This is a genomic window from Paraburkholderia eburnea, from assembly GCF_002917095.1.
GTDB lineage: Bacteria > Pseudomonadota > Gammaproteobacteria > Burkholderiales > Burkholderiaceae > Paraburkholderia > Paraburkholderia eburnea.
In genome coordinates this window covers 247,158-266,163 of sequence record NZ_PQGA01000008.1, presented here as the reverse complement: position 1 = coordinate 266,163, position 19,006 = coordinate 247,158, and the positions used below count along the sequence as shown (strand labels likewise).

General features: G+C 64.2%; 17 protein-coding genes. 10 read left to right on the top strand and 7 right to left on the bottom strand.

What is annotated here, in order from left to right; genetic code table 11:
• Positions 1-44: 44 nt before the first annotated feature.
• Positions 45-1,505 carry an NAD-dependent succinate-semialdehyde dehydrogenase gene (locus B0G62_RS17245; RefSeq protein WP_103705417.1) on the bottom strand — a complete coding sequence of 487 codons (1,461 nt, stop codon included), beginning with the start codon at positions 1,503-1,505 and terminating at the stop codon, positions 45-47.
• Between the two features lie 16 nt (positions 1,506-1,521).
• Positions 1,522-2,670: an aromatic ring-hydroxylating oxygenase subunit alpha gene (locus tag B0G62_RS17240; RefSeq protein WP_103705416.1), complete on the bottom strand. Its 1,149-nt coding sequence runs from the start codon at positions 2,668-2,670 to the stop codon at positions 1,522-1,524.
• A 443-nt stretch (positions 2,671-3,113) separates the two neighbouring features.
• Here B0G62_RS17240 and B0G62_RS17235 point away from each other — a divergent pair, with 443 nt between their 5' ends.
• The 6 genes from B0G62_RS17235 (at position 3,114) to B0G62_RS17210 (ending at position 8,903) form a co-directional block, all read left to right on the top strand.
• Complete coding sequence (locus tag B0G62_RS17235; protein ID WP_103705415.1) at positions 3,114-4,559, top strand: purine-cytosine permease family protein; 1,446 nt, start codon at positions 3,114-3,116, stop codon at positions 4,557-4,559.
• 65 nt (positions 4,560-4,624) lie between these two features.
• A complete protein-coding gene (locus B0G62_RS17230) occupies positions 4,625-5,752 on the top strand; it encodes a porin (protein ID WP_407671185.1) in 1,128 nt (375 codons plus the stop codon).
• Complete coding sequence (locus tag B0G62_RS17225) at positions 5,752-6,735, top strand: LysR family transcriptional regulator (RefSeq protein WP_103705414.1); 984 nt, start codon at positions 5,752-5,754, stop codon at positions 6,733-6,735. The genes B0G62_RS17230 and B0G62_RS17225 overlap by 1 nt, the downstream gene beginning before the upstream one ends.
• Before the next feature lie 27 nt (positions 6,736-6,762).
• Positions 6,763-8,019, top strand: a complete 1,257-nt coding sequence (locus B0G62_RS17220; RefSeq protein WP_208624234.1) for an aromatic ring-hydroxylating oxygenase subunit alpha — start codon at positions 6,763-6,765, stop codon at positions 8,017-8,019.
• A gap of 209 nt (positions 8,020-8,228) precedes the next feature.
• Positions 8,229-8,483 (top strand): hypothetical protein, encoded by a 255-nt coding sequence (locus B0G62_RS17215; protein WP_103705413.1) that lies wholly within the window; start codon positions 8,229-8,231, stop codon positions 8,481-8,483.
• 111 nt (positions 8,484-8,594) lie between these two features.
• Positions 8,595-8,903 (top strand): high-potential iron-sulfur protein, encoded by a 309-nt coding sequence (locus tag B0G62_RS17210; RefSeq protein ID WP_103705412.1) that lies wholly within the window; start codon positions 8,595-8,597, stop codon positions 8,901-8,903.
• Positions 8,904-8,962: 59 nt separating this feature from the next.
• Here the strand turns inward: B0G62_RS17210 and B0G62_RS17205 are convergent, their stop codons facing one another.
• On the bottom strand, positions 8,963-9,460 hold the full coding sequence (locus tag B0G62_RS17205; protein ID WP_103705411.1) for a hypothetical protein: 498 nt from the start codon (positions 9,458-9,460) through the stop codon (positions 8,963-8,965).
• Between the two features lie 247 nt (positions 9,461-9,707).
• Here B0G62_RS17205 and B0G62_RS17200 point away from each other — a divergent pair, with 247 nt between their 5' ends.
• On the top strand, positions 9,708-11,375 hold the full coding sequence (locus B0G62_RS17200; RefSeq protein ID WP_103705410.1) for an ankyrin repeat domain-containing protein: 1,668 nt from the start codon (positions 9,708-9,710) through the stop codon (positions 11,373-11,375).
• Positions 11,376-11,379: 4 nt separating this feature from the next.
• On the opposite strand, the gene B0G62_RS17195 is transcribed toward B0G62_RS17200, so the two are convergent.
• Positions 11,380-11,823: a hypothetical protein gene (locus tag B0G62_RS17195; protein WP_103705409.1), complete on the bottom strand. Its 444-nt coding sequence runs from the start codon at positions 11,821-11,823 to the stop codon at positions 11,380-11,382.
• A 192-nt stretch (positions 11,824-12,015) separates the two neighbouring features.
• Here B0G62_RS17195 and B0G62_RS17190 point away from each other — a divergent pair, with 192 nt between their 5' ends.
• The 3 genes from B0G62_RS17190 to B0G62_RS17180 all read left to right on the top strand — a co-directional run bounded on the left by B0G62_RS17190 (position 12,016) and on the right by B0G62_RS17180 (position 17,279).
• Positions 12,016-12,414 carry an FKBP-type peptidyl-prolyl cis-trans isomerase gene (locus B0G62_RS17190; protein WP_103705408.1) on the top strand — a complete coding sequence of 133 codons (399 nt, stop codon included), beginning with the start codon at positions 12,016-12,018 and terminating at the stop codon, positions 12,412-12,414.
• A 109-nt stretch (positions 12,415-12,523) separates the two neighbouring features.
• Complete coding sequence (locus tag B0G62_RS17185; RefSeq protein ID WP_103705407.1) at positions 12,524-14,491, top strand: amylo-alpha-1,6-glucosidase; 1,968 nt, start codon at positions 12,524-12,526, stop codon at positions 14,489-14,491.
• A gap of 70 nt (positions 14,492-14,561) precedes the next feature.
• The gene (locus B0G62_RS17180; RefSeq protein ID WP_103705406.1) at positions 14,562-17,279 is read left to right on the top strand and encodes an MGH1-like glycoside hydrolase domain-containing protein; all 2,718 of its coding nucleotides are present in this window, start codon (positions 14,562-14,564) and stop codon (positions 17,277-17,279) included.
• Between the two features lie 21 nt (positions 17,280-17,300).
• Here B0G62_RS17180 and B0G62_RS17175 read toward each other — a convergent pair whose 3' ends face one another.
• The 3 genes from B0G62_RS17175 to B0G62_RS17170 all read right to left on the bottom strand — a co-directional run bounded on the left by B0G62_RS17175 (position 17,301) and on the right by B0G62_RS17170 (position 18,982).
• Positions 17,301-17,768, bottom strand: a complete 468-nt coding sequence (locus B0G62_RS17175; protein WP_103705405.1) for a YaiI/YqxD family protein — start codon at positions 17,766-17,768, stop codon at positions 17,301-17,303.
• 90 nt (positions 17,769-17,858) lie between these two features.
• The gene (locus B0G62_RS32500) at positions 17,859-17,993 is read right to left on the bottom strand and encodes a hypothetical protein (protein ID WP_277397934.1); all 135 of its coding nucleotides are present in this window, start codon (positions 17,991-17,993) and stop codon (positions 17,859-17,861) included.
• Between the two features lie 206 nt (positions 17,994-18,199).
• Positions 18,200-18,982: an HAD-IIB family hydrolase gene (locus B0G62_RS17170; RefSeq protein ID WP_103705404.1), complete on the bottom strand. Its 783-nt coding sequence runs from the start codon at positions 18,980-18,982 to the stop codon at positions 18,200-18,202.
• Positions 18,983-19,006: the final 24 nt, after the last annotated feature.

Sequence of the window (19,006 nt, the reverse complement as noted above, 5' to 3'; positions counted from 1 at the left end):
CGGATGCGGTGGGCGCCGCATCCGCGTCGGGGATGCCGCGAGCCTTAGCGGGTCACGCCACCCATGCAGAGATACTTGATCGACAGATAGTCTTCGATGCCGTACTTCGAGCCTTCGCGACCGATGCCCGACTGCTTGACGCCGCCGAACGGCGCGACTTCGTTGGAGATCAGCCCCGTGTTGATGCCGACGATGCCGTACTCCAGCTGCTCGGCCACGCGCCAGATGCGGCCGATGTCGCGGCTGTAGAAGTACGCCGCAAGTCCATAGATCGAGTCGTTGGCAAGTTGCACGACTTCGGCGTCGCTCGAAAATCGCACGATCGGCGCGACCGGTCCGAAGATTTCTTCGCTGAGCACGGCCATGCCGGGTTTCGCGTCGGCGAGCACGGTGGGCGCGTAGAAGTTGCCGCCGCGCGCGTGCGGCGCGCCGCCGGTCACCACGCGCGCGCCTTGCGCCACGGCGTCGCGCACGAGTCCTTCGACCTTGTCGCGCGCCGCTGCCGTGATGAGCGGGCCGATGTTCACGCCGTCCGCGAAGCCGTCGTCCACCTTGAACGCCGCCACGCGCGCCGCGAAGCGCTCGCAGAATGCGTCGTAAAGCGAGTCGTGCACATAGAAGCGGTTCGCGCAGACGCAGGTTTGCCCCGCGTTGCGATACTTCGAGAGCAGCGCGCCTTCCACGGCGGCGTCCAGATCCGCATCGTCGAACACGATGAAGGGCGCGTTGCCGCCCAGTTCGAGCGAGACCTTCTTGACCGTGTCCGAGCATTGGCGCATGAGCAGGCGGCCCACTTCGGTCGAGCCCGTGAAGCTGAGCTTTTTCACGAGCGGGCTGGACGTCATCTCCAGGCCGATTTCGCGCGACTTGCCGGTGACGATGTTGAGCACGCCGGCCGGAATGCCCGCCTGTTCGGCGAGCGCCGCGAGCGCGAACGCCGACAGCGGCGTTTCGTTGGCGGGCTTGACGACCATCGTGCAGCCGGCGGCAAGCGCCGGCGCGGCCTTGCGCGTGATCATCGCGGCCGGGAAATTCCACGGCGTGATGGCGGCGCACACGCCGATCGGCTCCTTCGTCACGACGAGGCGCTGGTCCGGGTTCGGGCTCGGGATCACGTCGCCGTCGATGCGCTTGGCCTGCTCCGCGAACCATTCGATGAACGAGGCCGCGTAGGCGATTTCGCCGCGCGCTTCCGCGAGCGGTTTGCCTTGCTCGCGCGTCATCAGCTCAGCGAGCGTTTCCTGATTCGCCATGACAAGCTCGAACCAGTTGCGCAAGAGGCGCGCGCGCTCCTTCGCGGTCGTGGCGCGCCAGCCGGGCAGGGCGCGTTGTGCGGCGTCGATCGCCGCGCGCGTTTCGCTCGCGCCCATGTTCGGCACGTTCGCGATGCATTCGAGCGTCGAGGGATTGTTCACGGCGAGCGTGGCGCCGTCGTCCGCGTCGCGCCACTGGCCGTCGACATAGGCCTGCTGGCGGAACAGGCCGGGATGTTGCAGCGAAGTCATGGTCAGTCCTCGGCTCTCAGTCCTGGTAATGCTGCGCGAGCAGGTTGTGGAAGTGGGCGATGCCGTGTTCGCTGATGCCGCTGCGCTTTTCATCGACCATGATGCGGCCCTGGCCGCGATAGCCGCGCGACTTCAGGCCCTTCTGCACGCTCTCCACGAGGCGCAGGTCTTCGGGGCGGAACACGGTGCGATACCACTCGATCAGCTTTTGCTGCTCTTCGGTCGGCTCGTCGTTGAGGAAGTAGATGTCGTAGTGCTGGAGCGTGACTTCGGCGCTCATCGGGAATTCGTAGATGACCGTCATGAAGTTGCTGCCCGGCGGCACGTTGAACATCGTGCACGGCCAGGCCCAGTAGCCGTGGAAGCTCGGGTCCGTGATCGACGGATCGAGCTTGAACGAGCGCTCCGACGATTGTGCGTGCCCGAATTGCAGCGTCCATTTGCCGTGCAGCGTATGCGTGTACTGATCGACCTTGACCGAATCCGAGAAGCCGGGGTGCGCCGGGCCACAGTGATAGCACTCGAGGTAGTTATCGACGATCGACTTCCAGTTGGCGGGCGTCTCGGTCACGAAACGCGCGGCCAGCTTGAGGTCGTCGATCACGGGGCAGGCGTTGCGCAGGCTCGCTTCGAGGCCGGGCAATTGGGCTTCCACGTTGTCCGCATTCGGGTTCAGGTTGATGAACACGAAGCCCGCGTATTCCTCCACGCGCACCGGCACGAGCGTCGAGTTGTCCTTGTCGAACGACTGGACGTGGTCGCAGTTATTGGCGTGCGCGAGCGCGCCGTCGAGCTTGAACGCCCACGCGTGGTACGGGCAGGTGATGACGTTCTTGGCCTTGCCGCTGCCTTCGAGCAGTTGATGGCCACGGTGCGGGCAGACGTTATAGAACGCGCGCAGCACCTTGTCCTTGCCGCGCACGAGCAGGATGCTCTCGCCGACGATTTCCCGCGTCACGTAAGCGTTGGCTTCCGCCAGTTCGCTGCGGTGCGCGACGCAGATCCAGGTGTCCTCGAAGATGCGCTTTTCTTCCGCCTTGTAGACCGACTCGGCGGTGTAGTAGCTCGCCGGGATGGTCCAGGCGAGGTCAGGATTGGCGCAGAAGTCAGCCGGCAGCTTCGGCAGGTCGGGTTGCTTGTGGAATTCGATCGGGAGATAGGTCATGGGGTCCGCCGCAGTGAGAGAGCGTGCTAGGAAATTAACTGATGGTTACAACAAAACTATAGGTTAACTAAAGGATAAGAGATATTCCATCGCAGGGGGATCAGGGTTATCCCTCTCCGATCCGGCGAGCCTCGCGAAAAGGCCATGAAAGGCCGTGAAACCTGTTCCGTCTCTATGCGTACCGCGTATTCTTACTGTTAAATATCCGTAGCGTTTGAGTAGCCGCAAAGCAAATCGATTTCGTGAAGGTCGTCAATAGGAGGATGCGATAGTGCGTCTCCTTCCTCCAGGATGCGTACTATTGTTAACCAATGGTTTGTAGTTAACCATAGGATAACCGCGACGTGGCCGGAACCGGAAAAGCTTTCCGCAGCCTCGCGCGGCGCGCGGGACGGCTTCGCTTGACGCGGAGCCGACCGCGCCACCCCACAACTGGAGGAGACATGACACAAGAGGCAATGGCCGAAGCGCTGGCCGGCGAGCCGTCGCGCGCCAAATCACGGATCGAATCGCGCTCGATCGATTACGTCCCGCTCGCCGAACGCAAAGGCAAGGCGTGGCACCTGTGGCCGGTCTGGTTCACGGGCGACGCGAATCTGGCGACCATCGCGGCGGGTGCGATCGGCATCAGCATGGGCGGCAATCTGTTGTGGAGCGCGATCGCCATCGTGCTCGGCAATGTGCTGGGCACCTTCTTCATGGCGTTCCATTCGAGCCAGGGGCCGCAACTGGGCCTGCCGCAGATGATCCAGTCGCGCCCGCAGTTCGGCTATATGGGTGCGCTGCTCGTGTGGGTGGTCGCGCTGGTCACGTATATCGGCTACAACTCGTTCAATCAGCTGATGGCGGGACAGACCGCGCATCATCTGCTGGGCACCGAGCCGCATCTGAGCTATATCGTCTTCACCGTGCTGGCGGTGGGGCTCGCGGTGTTCGGCTATGACCTGATTCACAAGGCGCAGCGCTGGCTCGCCTTCGCGCTGCTCATCGCACTGACGATCTTCAGCGTGGGCATGTGCGTGAAGATGCCGTTCCCGGCCGCGCAACTGAGCTTCGCGGGCTTCAAGGCCACGCCGTTTCTCGTGCAGCTTTTTTCGGCGGCGGCTTACCAGCTTTCCTGGTCGATCTACGTTTCGGACTACTCTCGATACCTGCCGCCCAATACAGGTGTACGCGCAACGTTCTGGTGGACGTTCCTGGGCGCGCTGATCGGCGGCGTGTGGATGATGCTGGTGGGCACCGCCGCTGCCGCGCTCAATGCGCAGATCGAGATTTCGGATGCGGTCCAGCGCGCCGGCGACCTGATTTTCCCGGGCTTCGGCACGGTCACGCTGCTGCTCGCGTTGCTGGGTCTGCTCGCAATCACCGGACTGAACTTCTACGGCGCTTCGCTCACGCTCCTGAGCATCACGGATTCGTTCAAGCCGCTCAAGTCGAACGCGAGCAAGCGCATCGCGAGCCTGATTGTCGTGGCGCTGGTGGCGACGTCGCTGGCGTTCTCGGCGTCGGATAACTTCATGGGCAAGTTCGGCGACTTCCTCGGCATTCTGGGCTATCTGTTCACGCCGTGGACCGCCATCAACCTGATCGACTTCTTCGTGGTGCGCCATTCGCACTACTCGGTACGCGAGATCTTCAACCCGCGCGGCATTTACGGACGCTGGAACTGGCGTGGCCTGACGGCCTATGCGGTGGGTTTCGCCGCGATGATCCCGTTCTTCAAGACGGATATATACACCGGCCCGGTCGCCCGCATGTTGGGCGGCACCGACGTGGCGATGCTCGTGGGTCTGCCCGTGGCCGCGTTGGTCTATCTGTGGACCTGCCGCTCGCTCGACATCGAACAGGAACGCCGGCTCGTGCGCGAAGCCGATCGCGGCCTGAACTGATCCAGCACGATAACAACGACAACACTGACAAACATCGCGACATGAATTCGATGAAGACTCTGCGCATGAGCGCACTGTATGCGGCCGTGCTGACGCTTGCTGCACTACCCGTTGCGGCGAGCGCGCAAAGCAGCGTGACGTTCTACGGCGTGCTCGATGCGGGCGTCACCTATGTGAGCAATGCGGGCGGCGCGCATCAGGTGAAGTTCGACGACGGCATTTCGTATGCGAACCGCTGGGGCATCAAGGGCACCGAAGACCTGGGCGGCGGCCTGAAGGCCGTGTTCGAGCTGGAGAGCGGCTTTCACGTGGGCAACGGCCAGATCTCGAACGGCGGCTCGCTGTTTGGCCGCGCCGCCTTCGTGGGCCTGAAGAACGACTGGGGCACGCTGACCTTGGGCAACCAGATCGACATGACCGAGGAGATGGTCTATCTGTACAACGTCTCTGCGTGGGCGAGCGGCTACGCCATCAACCAGGGCGACTTCGACCGCATGAACGGCGACCATCTGCCCAATGCGGTGAAGTTCATGTCGAACACGTTCGGCGGATTTCAGTTCGGCGGCATGTATTCGTTCAGCAATACGCCGGGCAGCTTCCACAACGGCAGCGCGTGGAGCGTGGGCGCGCAGTATCAGCGCGGCGCGTTTTCGATGGGCACGGCTTATACGCAGTTGAACAACCCGTCGGGCATTTACGCGTTCGATCCTTACGCGATGATCGGCGTGCACTCGTTCTTCGGGCAGCCGACCGTGAGCGTCGATCCTGGCACGGGCGCCATCAACGATCTCTACGCGAATACGCCGTTCCCCGTGGACAAACAGGGCGCGTTCGGCGTGGGCGCGAGTTACGCGATCGGCAACGTCACGCTGATGGGCGACTTCACCTATACGCAGATCAAGGCGTTGGGCGAAAGCCAGCACATGCAGGTAGGCGAAGGCGGCGCGAACTGGCAGGTCACGCCCGCTTTGAGTCTCGTGGGCGGCTACCAGTACACGCACTTCGATGCGCATCACTGGAACCAGTTGTCGGCGGGCGTGCACTATCTGCTCTCGAAGCGCACGGACGTGTACCTCTCCGGCGACTGGCTCAAGGCGTCGCAAGGCGTCGATGCGGTGATCGGCTATAGCTTCACGCCGTCGACCACCACGACCCAGGCCGATGTGCGTATCGGCATGCGCCATTCGTTCTGATGCTCAATCTGCCTGGCACTCCAGAACTGGACGACTTGCGCGTGTTCTGCACGGTCGCGCGCAAGTCGAGCTTCAGCGGCGCGGCAGAAGCGCTGGGCGCGTCGGCGGCTTATGTGAGCAAGCGCGTGGGCGTGCTAGAGGCATGCCTCGGCACGCGCTTGCTGCATCGCTCGACGCGCCGCGTGGCGATCACGGCGGCGGGCGAGCGCGTGCTGACATGGGCCGAGAAGATCCTCGACGACGTGGACCAACTGGTCGAAGACGTGTCGAGCACGCAGCGCATTGCGCGCGGCACGCTGCGCGTGTCGAGCAGCTTCGGCTTCGGGCGCAAGTTCGTCGCGCCCGCACTGGCAACGATGTCGGAGCGCTATCCGCAACTGAACGTGCGGCTCGATCTGTTCGATCGCGTGGTGGACGTGGCGGGCGAGGGCTTCGATCTTGACGTGCGTATCGGCGACGAGATCGCGGGTCATCTGATCGCGAAACGTCTTGCCGCCAACTATCGCGTGCTATGCGCCTCGCCCGCCTATCTCGCGCTGCATGGCGCGCCGCGCACGATTGCCGATCTCGAATCGCACGCCTGTCTCGCGATCAAGGAGCGCGATCACCCGTTCGGCGTGTGGCGTCTCGATGCGGGCGGCGAACCGGTCTGCGTGAAGGTGACGGGACCGCTCTCGACCAATCACGGCGAGGCCGCCGTGCAATGGGCGCTGGCCGGGCGCGGCATCGTGCTGCGCTCGATCTGGGACGTGCAGCCGTTACTGGACGACGGGCGGCTCGTGCGCGTGCTGCCCGACGTCACGCAGCCCGCCAATGTCTGGGCCGTGTTTCCCGAACGGCTCGCGCAATCGGCGAAGGTCAAGGCGTGCGTGGAATTTCTCGCGGAAGCTTTCGCGTTGGCCGGACTCGGCGAGGCTGCGGCGATTGGCTCATTCGCGCCCGGCGACACTCGCGCGCCTGAACCCTTGTTTGAATCCGAATAACAAGGAAACGGAAAAAGGAACCGAAACGTGATCGATCCCGCCCATCTGCGCAGCCTGCTTGCCGCGCGCCGCGAAGGCTACAGCCTCGAACGCCCCTTTTACACCGACGCCGCGTTTCACGAACTCGATATCGACGCGGTGTTCTCGAACGAATGGCTGTTCGCCTGCAATGTGGCGGAGATTCCGCGCGAAGGCGATTACATCACGTTTGCGATCGGCGAAACTCCGGTGGTCGTGCTGCGCGGCAAGCATGGTGAAGTCGGCGCGTTCTTCAACACCTGCCGTCATCGCGGTTCCGTGATTTGTACCGAAGAGTCGGGGCACGCGAAGCGGCTCGTGTGTCCGTATCACCAGTGGGTCTATGAACTCGACGGTTCGCTCAAGAGCGCGCGTCAGATGCCCGCGGATTTCGATCGCGGCGAGCACGGCCTGCGCCCCGTGCACGTCGAAGTGATCTGCGGCATGGTCTATATCTGCATCGCCGATACGCCGCCCGATATCGCGCGCTTCAAGGCGGCGGTGACGCCGTACATCGCGCCGCATCATCCGGAGCGCACCAGGGTGGCGTTTTCGATGACGATTATTGAAGACGCCAACTGGAAGCTCGTGATCGAAAACAATCGCGAGTGCTATCACTGCATCGGCAGTCATCCGGAGCTGCTGGCCACGCTGATCGAATTCGCGTTGCCCGACGATCCACGCGCGAACCGCGATTTCCAGTTGCTGATGCAGGAAAAGACGGCGCTGTGGGATAGCCTTGGCCTGCCGCATCAGCCGGCCGACGGCGGCACGGAATTCCGCTGTATCCGCTTGCCGTTCCATCGCGGCGCGGTGTCGTTCACCTCGGACGGGCGGCCCGCGTGCAACAAGCTGCTCGGCGACTTCACCGAGCGCGATCTGGGATCGGTGAGAATGTTCAGGGTTCCGAACAACTGGAATCACTTCCTGTCGGACCACATCATTCACTTTCGCGTGCTGCCGATATCGGCGACGCAGACTGCGCTGAAGACCACCTGGCTCGTGCATGAAGACGCGGTGGAAGGCGTTGATTACCACATCGATACGCTCATCGATGTCTGGCGCGCCACCAACGCGCAGGACGCGACGCTCGTGGCGCATAACCAGCGCGGCGTGAGTTCGAAAGCCTATACGCCGGGACCCTACGCGCCCTCGGAATTCATGCTGACCAATTTCACGAACTGGTATGCGCGGAAGCTCGGCGAGCACGTCGAGCGCATGGCGGGAGGCGAGAAAACGATACGCCTGGCGGTGGCGCAAGGATGAGCGCTATGGGGGGCGCGGACGTATAACGCGCTGACGACGGCGCGCAACGCCGTGGCATGGATGCGCTCAAGGGCTGTCCCGCGTGCGGCTGGGCCTGAATGCCGATGCGTAGCCGGTTTCGTTCCGGCCCGAAATGAGGGTCGCAGACGTCGCCGGGAACCCGAGGCCACCTTCCTAAAGTTTGTTCGCCGTCTGCCGAAAATCCAGGCATGACGCACGAACAACCCAAACTTCCCGATAACGACCCGGTCTGGGCCGAGGCACGTGCTCTTGAGGCCAGCATCCGTGCGATCCGGCGCGCCCAGGGCAAAAGGAACCCCGAGGACTACGCCCCGGACGACCCCGAATGCATCGCGGCGATGGAAGAGTTCGTGCGCGATGTCGGCCGCGTGCTGACGCTTTACGCCCGGGAAGCCGCCCGAGGCGACGACAGCGATCTGTACGGAGCGGGCGCGACGGGCTAGTTCGCCACGCTGCATGAAATCAAGCAGCCTGAGACACTACGGGGCGGTGTGGCCGTTCATTTGAGCGAATCGCACCGGAACCCCACTCATACAAAAAGTGTCTCCTCCACGATGAATACTTCGCGTCGAAAGTTTCTGGTTTTGAGCCTGTGTTCCGCCACTTCGCTGGCGCTCGCCCCCGAAGTCCTGGCCGATGAGCCAACACTTGCCGAATCCGACGAGCAGGCACGCCGCGTGGGTTACAAGGCGGTCGCCACGACCGTGGACCCGAAGCAATTCCCCACCTACAAGCCGGGCCAGGATTGCCGCAGCTGCTCGCTGTTTCAGGCGGGCACGGACGACAAATGGGGCGATTGTTTGCTGTTCAGCGGCAAGCGGGTGGCCGCAGGCGGTTGGTGCAGTTCGTTTAGCACCATGTGACGCTGGCGATTGCGCAGCGTTCGGGTCATTGCGGCCGCGCGCGGCAATGACCCAGAGCCTTATTCGCCCTTGGCCGGACGTCCGGTCTTGACGGTTTCGAGCGCCGAGATGGCAGCCAGCAGGCGCTTCGACGAAGCCGCGTCCAGCAACTGGATGCCGGCGCGCAGCAGCTCGCTCTTCTTGACGGTGATGCCCGCGTCGAGGCACTTGCGCTTGAGCACGGCGATGCGCTCATGATCGGCCTTCGGCATCGTGAAGCTGTCGCGAATGACCTTCTCTTTCTTCGCGTTTTTGGCTTTCGCCTTAACGGCGGTTTGCTGCGCGCGCGTTGCTTTCGTCGACTTTGCTGCCTTTTTCGTCGCCTTCACGGCCTTCACGGCTTTCGCGGTTTTCGTCGATGCAACGTCGTCTGCCTGCGCGTCGGGCTCGATCGCGACGTTGGCGGCTTCTGCGGCTTCGGCTTTCGCCGCGGCCTTACGCTGCGCTCTTTTCACATCCCCCGACGTCGGGAAGTAAAACGCTTTCTTCGTGGGCTTGCGGGCGATTTCGGTGGTCATACTGGATTCTCGAATGTAAAACAATGAAACAGTATATACGGTTTATGCGCCGGATTTATGTCCGCTCCCGGCTTCAGGCAAGCTTGACGGCGTCGCCGGCCGTCCCATACGATCTGCCTCAGAGCGGTGCAGGCCGCTTCCGGGTCCGCGGAAAGGGTTGAACCCACCTGTCGCCATCAGGCCCGGATTTCTCCATCCTTTGTGCTGCCGGTATTGCGGACCTTCGGCACGACTGCACGAGGATGTCATGCAAACCTTGCCTCCCAGGGCTCATCCCGATCATCTGAAAAAGCAGGCCAAGGAACTCTTGCGCCTGTATCGCGACGGCGACCCGCAGGCGCTCGCGCGCTTGATCCAGTCGCTTCCCGCCGCCGCCCATCGCACCGCTGCCGAGGTGATCGCGCTGCAACTGCGCCTGCACGATGCACAGTCCTGCATCGCGCGCGAATATGGCTTCAGTTCGTGGGCGGATCTCAACGCCTTCGTGGAGGCGGACGCCGTGGCCCGGCAAGCGCAGTCCACGCTCGTGCGCCGCTGGCTCGATCTGGCCTATGGCGGCGACGTGACCGGCAACTACGACGCGGCGCGTCCGCGGGTCGCGGCCCAGCTTCTGCTAGCGCATCCGGAACTGGTTTTCGCCGATGTCTGGGTGGCTTGCGCGGCGGGGCATCTCGAAGCCGTGCAGCGGGCTATCGACGCCGATTCCGCCTGGGTCAACCGCGTGGACGGTCCGCTTGCGCTCGTGCCGCTCGTCGCCGTCACGCATTCGCGCCTGGGGCAGATACCGGAGTACGCCGGACGCTTGCGCGATTGCGCGAGATGGCTGCTCGATGCAGGCGCCGATCCGGATCAGCACATCGGCAACCGTTATCCGCCTGCCTCGCTCGCCGCGCCCGACGAAAACGGGCCGCTCAGCGCCTTGTATGGCGCGGCGGGCGTCAATCGCGATCCGGCGCTCACGGCGATGCTGCTGGCGGCGGGCGCGAATCCTAACGATGGCGAATCGCTGTATCACTCGCTGGAGAACCCGGCCTGCACGCGCCTGCTGCTCGATCACGGCGCGCGCGTGAGCGGCACGAATGCGCTGCGCCGTGCGCTCGATATGCCGGACTCGACGGCGCTTGAATTGCTGCTCGCGCACGGCGGCGATCCGAACGAGCCCGCGGGCGACGGGCCGACGAAAACATGGGGCGCGCCGCTGTTGCGAGCGATCGCGGTGCGCCGCTCCGTTCGCCATATCGATGCCTTGCTGAAAGCGGGCGCCGATCCCCACGCGCAGACCGCAACGGGCGTGAGCGCCTGGCGGCTCGCGATGCGCACCGGTCTGGTCGATGTGGCCGAACGCCTGCGCGCCGCCGGAGCGCACGACGCCTTGAGTGATGAGGACCGCTTCGTGGCCGCGTGCGCCCGCGCCGACGCCCGCGAAGCCCGGCGCGTCCAGGCGCGGCGTCCGGAATTGCCGCGCACGCTTACGGGCGACCCCCTACGTCTTTTGCCCGATGCCGCTGCCTGGGGATCGGACGATGCGGTCCGGCTCATGGTCGAACTGGGCTGGCCCATCGATGCGCGCGGCGGCGACTGGGACGCCTCGGCGCTCAACCACGCCGTATTTCGCGGCGACGCCGCCTTGACGGCCTTCCTGCTCGAACACGGCGCGAACTGGCGCGAGCCGCACGGCTACGGCAGTGACGCGCTCGGCACGCTGTCATGGGCGAGCGTCAACGAGCCGGCGGGGTTCGCGCAGCCCGACTGGCCCGCGTGCGCACGTGCGCTGGTGGCCCACGGCTTGCCGACGATCGAATGCGACCCCGCGCATCCTGAGCGCGTGCTGATCGAAGGGCGGCCGATGCGGTTTTCGGAGGAGGTAAGCGAAGCGTTGCTACAGGCGAGCGGCGCACCGCCCGCCTCGACGTGAAGCTTTAGTGATACGTCATCTTCGACGACGTCAGTTTGGTGAGCGTGCCGTTCCTGAAGCGGAACCAGCCCTCGGGGCCTTGCATCACGACTTCGTCGGGTTGCCAGAACACGCGCTTGACGGTCATGGCGGTGCGCACGTGTTGCACGAGCGGCGGCTGGCGGCGCAGGTCGTACAGCACCGGGCCGTAAGCGCTTTGCACCAGCACGCGCGAGACCGTGTCGCCCTGGGCGCCGGTTTCGTCGAAATGCGTGAGCGTTTTCGCGTCGAAACGATCGATGACGTCGCGGTCGAGCATGGCCACGAAATCGTGGTCGTCTCGCACGAACTGCAGGGTGCCTGCGGGCGTGTTGAACGGGCCGGGCGCGCTGAGCTGCGCATGAGCGAGCGTCGCGAATGCGCAGGCCGAAAATCCCGCGATCAGGAGGCGGTGTAAGAGTCGTTTCATCGTGCTTTCCAGGGTTCAGGCGTTTGACAGACGTGGGCGGGGAGCATTGTCGCCAATCCTGCGCGAAACGTCGAATCGCGTCGAATGCGTCGAATCGCGCCGGATCGAAGTGCTGACGGTTCGCCGCCACGCAGTTGCGGGGCCAGAGGAGGCTCCCGATATAATCGGCGCTCTATTCAACGAGGACCTCGCATGAAATCCCTGATTGCCTTGATCGCCGCTGCGACTGTCGCATCGAGCGCCTTCGCCGCCAATCCCGTCGAGAAGCTGCCCTCGGGCGTCGTCGTCGAAACGCTCAAGCAAGGCACCGGCCCGTCGCCGGCGGCACAAGACGTCGTGCGCGTGAACTATCGCGGCACGCTGGCGGACGGCACGGAATTCGATGCCTCGGCCAAACATGGCGGCCCGGCGAGCTTCCCGCTCAACCGCGTGATCCCGTGCTGGACGCAAGGCGTGCAGAAAATGAAGGTCGGCGGCAAGGCGAAGCTGACCTGCCCGGCGGACACCGCTTACGGCGACCGCGCGGTTGGCCCGATTCCGCCCAACAGCGTGCTCACGTTCGAAATCGAATTGCTCGGCATCGGCCAGTAATTCGTTTCAGAAGTAGAGAAGCCCAGGACGCGCCCGCCGCGCGAGCGCTTCCAGGGTGGCTTCCATTACACTCGGCGTCATCCGCCAACCTCCGCCGCGAGGCCACCCGATGACGCGTCTTGTCCCTCCCTTCGATGCAGAGCGCCTGGACGCCGAATGGCTCGAAGCCGATGGCGAGGGCGGATTCGCCTCAGGCACCGTCGGCACCGCGCGCACGCGCCGCTATCACGCGCTGCTGCTGGCGGCGACCCGACCGCCCACGGGCCGCGTGGTGCTGGTCAATGGCATCGAAGCGTGGCTTGAACACGGTGGCGGCAAGATAGCGCTCACCATGCAGCGCTATGCGCCCGATCTGCTTTCTCCCGATACGTCGAATCGCATCGCGAGTTTCGACACATCGCCGTGGCCGACCTGGCGCTACGCGCTGAACGATGGCGCGGCGCTCGTCGCCGAGGTGTTCGTTGCCAAAGCGAGCCGCGAAACCGTGCTGCGCTGGCGTCTTGAAGCACCCTCTGAAGCCCGCTCCGAAGCCACAACATTCACGCTCAAAGTCCGCCCGCTGCTATCGGGCCGCGACTATCACGCGCTCCATCACGAGAACCCGGCCTTCGCCTTCGGCGCGCAAACCGACGGCGAGCGGGTGCGCTGGCAACCCTACGGCGATCTGCCCGCGATCGTCGCGCAATCCAACGGCGGCTATACGCACGCGCCGGACTGGTATCGCCACTTTTACTATTCGCGCGAAGAGGAACGGGGTCTCGACTGCATCGAGGATCTCGCGACGCCCGGTGTATTCTCGTTCGACCTCGACAAAGGCGACGCCGTGCTGCTGCTGCGAGCGCAGACCGGCCCTCGTGCGGCTGATCCTGCCGAAAGCGCGGCGGACCGCGCGCGGCGCCTGGCGGGTCTGGAGGCCTTGCGCCGTGCCTCGCGCGGCACGCGGCTGCGAGGCTCGGCCGACGCCTACGTGGCGGCGCGCGGCGATGGCCGCACGATCGTCGCGGGCTACCCGTGGTTCACCGATTGGGGGCGCGACACCTTCATCGCCATGCGCGGCCTGCTGCCCGGTAAAGAAACGCAGGATCGCGAGGATGCGGGCGCAATCCTGCTCGAATGGGCCGCCACGGTCTCCGAAGGCATGCTGCCGAATCGCTTCCCCGATGCGGGCGGCGTGCCCGAATACAACTCGGTCGATGCGTCGCTATGGTTCGTCGTGGCGGTGCACGATTTTTTCGCGGCGGCGAATGTGCCTGCGCAAACGCGGTTTGTGTTGCAAGGCGCGGTGGACGCGATTCTCGACGGCTACGCGCGCGGCACGCGCTATCGTATCGCCGCCGATGAGCGCGATGGACTGCTGCGCGCGGGCGTGCCCGGCGTGCAACTCACGTGGATGGACGCGAAGGCGGGCGACTGGGTCGTCACGCCGCGCATCGGCAAGCCGGTGGAAATTCAGGCGCTGTGGATCAACGCGTTGCGCATTGCAGGCGCATGGGACACGCGCTGGCGCGAACTGGAGGCGCGCGCGAGCGCGGCATTTGCGCAGCGTTTCGTCGATCCCGCGACGGGTGCGCTGTTCGATGTCATCGACGCCGATCATATCGACGGCAAGCTCGATCGCTCGATCCGGCCCAATCAGATTTTCGCGGTCGGCGGTTTGCCGTTTGCGCTGCTCGAAGGCGACACGGCGCGCGCAGTCGTCGCGCAGGTCGAAACGCATCTGCTCACGCCGATGGGTTTGCGCACGCTCGCGCCCTCCGACCCCGGCTATCGCGGGCGCTATGCCGGCGGCGTGCTGGAGCGCGATGGCGCGTATCACCAGGGCACCGTCTGGCCGTGGCTGCTCGGCCCCTTCGTGGACGCCTGGTTGCGTGTGCATGGCGATGACGCGGCGCAGCGTGCGAGCGCGCACAGGCGCTTCGTCGCGCCGCTGCTCGCGCATCTCGATCGTGCCGGACTCGATCACCTCAGCGAAGTCGCCGATGGCGACGCGCCGCACCATCCGGGCGGCACGCCATTCCAGGCGTGGTCGCTCGGCGAATTGCTGCGCATCCTCAAGCGGCTCGGCGAGCCGGGCTAGCCCGGCGATCAGCAAACCGCGCTAGCATGAGCATCCCGGCGCGCCTCTCGCGCCGACCCATGAGAAGGGGATGCCCATGCTGCAGCGCGCCGCCGGTCTCGACCTCACTGCCGAGGGCCAACGCCTCTATTCGAGCGACTATGCCCGCTGGCAGCGCTGGGGACCGTACCTGAGCGAGCGCCAGTGGGGGACGGTGCGCGAGGATTACAGCGAGCACGGCACCGCATGGGACTACTTTCCGCACGATCACGCGCGCATGCGCGCCTATCGCTGGGGCGAGGACGGCCTGGCTGGTTTCGCCGACGAGCGGCTTGGCTGGTGTGTCGCGCTGGCGTTGTGGAACGGCCGCGATCCGATCCTGAAGGAGCGTCTGTTCGGCCTCACGAACGAGCAGGGCAATCACGGCGAGGACGTGAAGGAGCTGTACTTCTACCTCGACGGCACGCCCACGCATTCGTACATGCGCATGCTCTACAAGTATCCGCAAGCGGCGTTTCCGTATCAGGATCTGATCGACGAGAACGCGCGGCGCGGTACATCCGTGCCCGAATACGAGATTCTCGACACCGGTGTATTCGACGACGAAAATTATTTCGATATCCATATCGAATATGCGAAGCACACGCCCGAAGACGTCGTGATGCGCGTCACGGTGGAAAACCGCGCGGGACGGCATGCGTCGATCGACGTGCTGCCGCAGATCTGGGCCCGTAATACGTGGTCCTGGAAGCCGACAGGCGGCAAGCCGTCGCTCACGCTCGCTTCATCGGCAGAAGGCGATCATGTGTTCGCGCGCGGCGACCGGCACGAGCCGCTGATCGTGACGGCCGCATCGAAGGATGCGATGAGCGTCGAGTGGCTGTTCTGCGAGAACGATACCAACGTGCAGCGCCTGTTCGGCATGGACGGCGCGGGACCGTTCAAGGACGGCTTCAACGAGTACATCGTGCACGGCAACGAAGCGGCGATCCGCCGCGACGCCGGCACGAAGGCGGCCGCGCGCGTGCATTTCGAACTCGCGGCGCACGCACGCGCGGTCGTTACGTTTCGCTGGCGGCCCGTGTCCGCGCCGAAAGAGGATGTGCCGCTCGATATCGACGCGCTCTTCGCGCACCGCATCGCCGAAACCGACGCATTCTATGACGCGCTTCAGCGCGATACCGAAAGCGCCGACGCGCGCCTCGTGCAGCGTCAGGCGCTTGCGGGCCTGCTGTGGTCGAAGCAGTACTACGAGTACGACGTGCATCGCTGGCTGGAAGGCGATCCGTTGCAGCCCACGCCGCCCGCAAGCCGCCGGCGCGGGCGCAATGCGGACTGGCAGCATCTGTGCAACGCGGACATTCTGTCGATGCCGGACAAATGGGAATACCCGTGGTACGCCTCCTGGGACCTCGCGTTCCAGGCGGTCGCGTTTGCGCTGATCGACCCGATGTTCGCGAAGAAGCAGATGCTGCTGCTCGTCAAGGACCGCTACCAGCACCCGAACGGCCAGCTTCCCGCCTACGAATGGGCATTTGGCGATGCGAATCCGCCGGTGCATGCGTGGGCCGCATGGCGCGTCTATGAGATCGACCGCGCGATTACCGGTCACGGCGACCGCGAGTTTCTTGAGCGCGTCTTCCACAAGCTGCTGCTGAATTTTTCCTGGTGGGTCAACCGCAAGGACGCGGACGGCCACAATATTTTTCAGGGCGGTTTTCTCGGCCTCGATAACGTGGGCATCTTCGACCGGTCGTCGCCGCTGCCGACGGGCGGGCGTCTCGATCAGGCCGACGGCACTGCATGGATGGCCGCGTATGCGCTGGATCTGATGCGTATCGCGCTCGAACTCGCGTTCGACAATCATGTCTTCGTCGATATCGGCGTGAAGTTCTTCGAGCACTTCCTGTACATCGCGGGCGCGGTGAGTTGCGACGATGGCTGCGATACGGGCCTGTGGGATAGCATCGACGAGTTCTTCTACGACAAACTGCGGCTGCCCGACGGCACCAGCGAGCCGCTGCGCATGCGCTCGATCGTCGGCCTGATCCCGTTCTTTGCGGTGCGCGTGCTGGAAGAGCAGGTGCATGGCGGCCTGCCCGGATTGCGTGATCGGCTGGTCTGGTTTCTTGAACACCGGCCCGATCTGGCGCGGCTGGTGTCGCGCTGGAATCAGCCAGGCAAGGGCAATTCGCTGCTGCTGTCGCTGTTGCGCGGGCATCGCATGAAGGCGCTCCTCAAGCGCGTGCTGGATGAAAGCGAATTCCTGTCCGCCCATGGCGTGCGCGCGCTGTCACGCTCGCATCTGGACGAGCCGTTCGTGTATCGCCACAACGGCTGCAAATTCGGCGTGCAATATCTGCCAGGGGAATCGGATTCGCGCGTGTTCGGCGGCAATTCGAACTGGCGCGGGCCGATCTGGATGCCGGTCAATTATCTGCTGATCGAATCGTTATACGAATTCCACCGCTATTATGGCGACGATTTTCTCGTTGAATATCCGACGGGCTCGGGCAAAAAGCTGTCGCTCGCGCAGATCGCCGATGAACTCGCGCGGCGCGTGACGACGCTATTTTTGCTGGACGGCAAGAACGAGCGCCCGGTGATGGGTGCGTACCCGCAATTGCAGGCCGACCCGCGTTGCCGCGATCTCGTGCTATTTCACGAGTATTTTCATGGCGATAACGGGCGAGGCATCGGCGCTTCGCATCAGACGGGCTGGACGGCGCTGGTGGCGCTGATGCTCCAGCCCCGCGCGATGAGCGTATCGGGCAACGTGCCGGTCGCGGCGGAACTCGGCGAGGTGTAATTCGAAAAGTAATTCGAAAAACTACGGCGTTTTGCGAGGCGAATTGCCGTGGCGAGCCAGGAATCGATCGAGCTGGCTGGCAAAGGTATTACTGTCGCGTGTGGAAAAAGGCGCGGGACCGCCTGTTTCAATGCCGGTGCTGCGCAATTGATCCATCACGTCGCGCATCGTCAGGCGCTCCTTGATGGTGTCCGGCGTGAACCAGTTGCCGCGCGGATCGAGCGCATGCGCGCCCTTGTCCAGCACGGCTGAGGCAAGCGGGATATCCGCGGTGATGACGAGATCGCCGGATTCGGCCATCTCGACAATGCGGTTGTCGGCGACGTCGAAGCCCGCCGGAACCTGGATGGCCTTGATGAACGGCGACGGCGGGGTGCGCAGATATTGATTGGCAACCAGCGTGACGCAGATCTCGACGCGACGCGCGGCCCGAAACAACATGTCTTTGATGACGGACGGACAAGCGTCGGCGTCGACGAGGATCTGCACGGGGCAATCTTCCGAAAAATCAAACCGGGATCATATAGCAAAAGCGGGCAAAAACGCCCGGCCTGCGCTCAGAACCCCGCCGCTCGCGCGTCAGTGATGGCAGCGCGTCTCCCAATGATGGTGCACCTTCACCTTATGGCAGTTGTGATGATCGTAGGCGAAAGCCGGTTGAATGGCGGCGAGCGAAACAAGTGTCGTAGCGGCGATCAGAAGCAGCTTTTTCATTACGGATTCTCCCTGTGTTGAGGCGGCCGGAATGGGGAATTGCGTGGCCGCGCTCTGCAACAGCAATTTGCTTGCCCGAGCGAAAAAATGCAAGTGCTGGCTAGATGCGAATGCCGCTTGCGACTTCAATCGATGAGCACAGCAGCCACTCCTGGCGGACAACCGGATGCGGTCGAGGCGCTCGGCCGGCTGACGCCTCGTTCAAATCATGGGCTTCGTGCGCGCAGGATCGCATTGGCGAACTCGACAAAACCCGCACCGCCCGGACCTTTGGTAATCCACCGGGGCGCGACGGGGAGTTGCGGCAGATAATCGACGACCGTGCTGACCCCAACCGTGTGCCTGAAATAGCTGAACATCGGCGCATCGTTGGTCGAGTCGCCAGAATAGGCGACCACCTCCGTTGCCGTCCCCGGCGTGACGCCGAACGTTCCGGAAAGCACCCGCAGCGACATCGACAACTTGTCGTAGCCGCCGAGCCAGCCCAGCACCCATAGGTTGTTGACGGTTGCGTCGGCACCGGCGGCTCTTAGCGCCGCGACGATCTGCTCGTCGCGCGCGGTACCGGTGCGTTGCCACGCGAGGCTGGAAAGGCGGAACGCCTGGTCGTCCGCGGCATGGGCTTCGGGCACGGCGGCCTCGACACGCTTCGCGATCGACGCGAGTTGCGATTGCATCGACGTCACGCCTTCCGCTCCAACCCACCATGACCGCTCGACGCCATGGCCGCCGGCCTCGCGCCGCATGAAGATGCCGCCATTTTCGGCGATGACGCCGTCCACCGGCCACATACGGGCCATCTGGTCACACCATCCGGCGGGAGCCGCGGTGACGGGGATGACGCGAATACCGGCCGCCTGCAACCGCTCAAGAGCGTCATAGGTGGCCGCCGCGAGACGGCCCCGATAGGTCAACGTCTCGTCCATGTCGGTCAGAACGAACTGAACGCCGGAAAATTCGTGAGCTGGCGCCGACGACAACGACTGCATAGGCATACCTTCAGGGTTTGAATA

What these genes read in the sequence shown, in the direction of transcription:
- B0G62_RS17245 (WP_103705417.1), bottom strand. Translation starts at nt 1,505, where the DNA reads ATGACTTCGCTGCAACATCCCGGCCTGTTCCGCCAGCAGGCCTATGTC.
- B0G62_RS17240 (WP_103705416.1), bottom strand. Translation starts at nt 2,670, where the DNA reads ATGACCTATCTCCCGATCGAATTCCACAAGCAACCCGACCTGCCGAAG.
- B0G62_RS17235 (WP_103705415.1), top strand. Translation starts at nt 3,114, where the DNA reads ATGACACAAGAGGCAATGGCCGAAGCGCTGGCCGGCGAGCCGTCGCGC.
- B0G62_RS17230 (WP_407671185.1), top strand. Translation starts at nt 4,625, where the DNA reads ATGAGCGCACTGTATGCGGCCGTGCTGACGCTTGCTGCACTACCCGTT.
- B0G62_RS17225 (WP_103705414.1), top strand. Translation starts at nt 5,752, where the DNA reads ATGCTCAATCTGCCTGGCACTCCAGAACTGGACGACTTGCGCGTGTTC.
- B0G62_RS17215 (WP_103705413.1), top strand. Translation starts at nt 8,229, where the DNA reads ATGACGCACGAACAACCCAAACTTCCCGATAACGACCCGGTCTGGGCC.
- B0G62_RS17210 (WP_103705412.1), top strand. Translation starts at nt 8,595, where the DNA reads ATGAATACTTCGCGTCGAAAGTTTCTGGTTTTGAGCCTGTGTTCCGCC.
- B0G62_RS17205 (WP_103705411.1), bottom strand. Translation starts at nt 9,460, where the DNA reads ATGACCACCGAAATCGCCCGCAAGCCCACGAAGAAAGCGTTTTACTTC.
- B0G62_RS17200 (WP_103705410.1), top strand. Translation starts at nt 9,708, where the DNA reads ATGCAAACCTTGCCTCCCAGGGCTCATCCCGATCATCTGAAAAAGCAG.
- B0G62_RS17195 (WP_103705409.1), bottom strand. Translation starts at nt 11,823, where the DNA reads ATGAAACGACTCTTACACCGCCTCCTGATCGCGGGATTTTCGGCCTGC.
- B0G62_RS17190 (WP_103705408.1), top strand. Translation starts at nt 12,016, where the DNA reads ATGAAATCCCTGATTGCCTTGATCGCCGCTGCGACTGTCGCATCGAGC.
- B0G62_RS17185 (WP_103705407.1), top strand. Translation starts at nt 12,524, where the DNA reads ATGACGCGTCTTGTCCCTCCCTTCGATGCAGAGCGCCTGGACGCCGAA.
- B0G62_RS17180 (WP_103705406.1), top strand. Translation starts at nt 14,562, where the DNA reads ATGCCCATGCTGCAGCGCGCCGCCGGTCTCGACCTCACTGCCGAGGGC.
- B0G62_RS32500 (WP_277397934.1), bottom strand. Translation starts at nt 17,993, where the DNA reads ATGAAAAAGCTGCTTCTGATCGCCGCTACGACACTTGTTTCGCTCGCC.
- B0G62_RS17170 (WP_103705404.1), bottom strand. Translation starts at nt 18,982, where the DNA reads ATGCAGTCGTTGTCGTCGGCGCCAGCTCACGAATTTTCCGGCGTTCAG.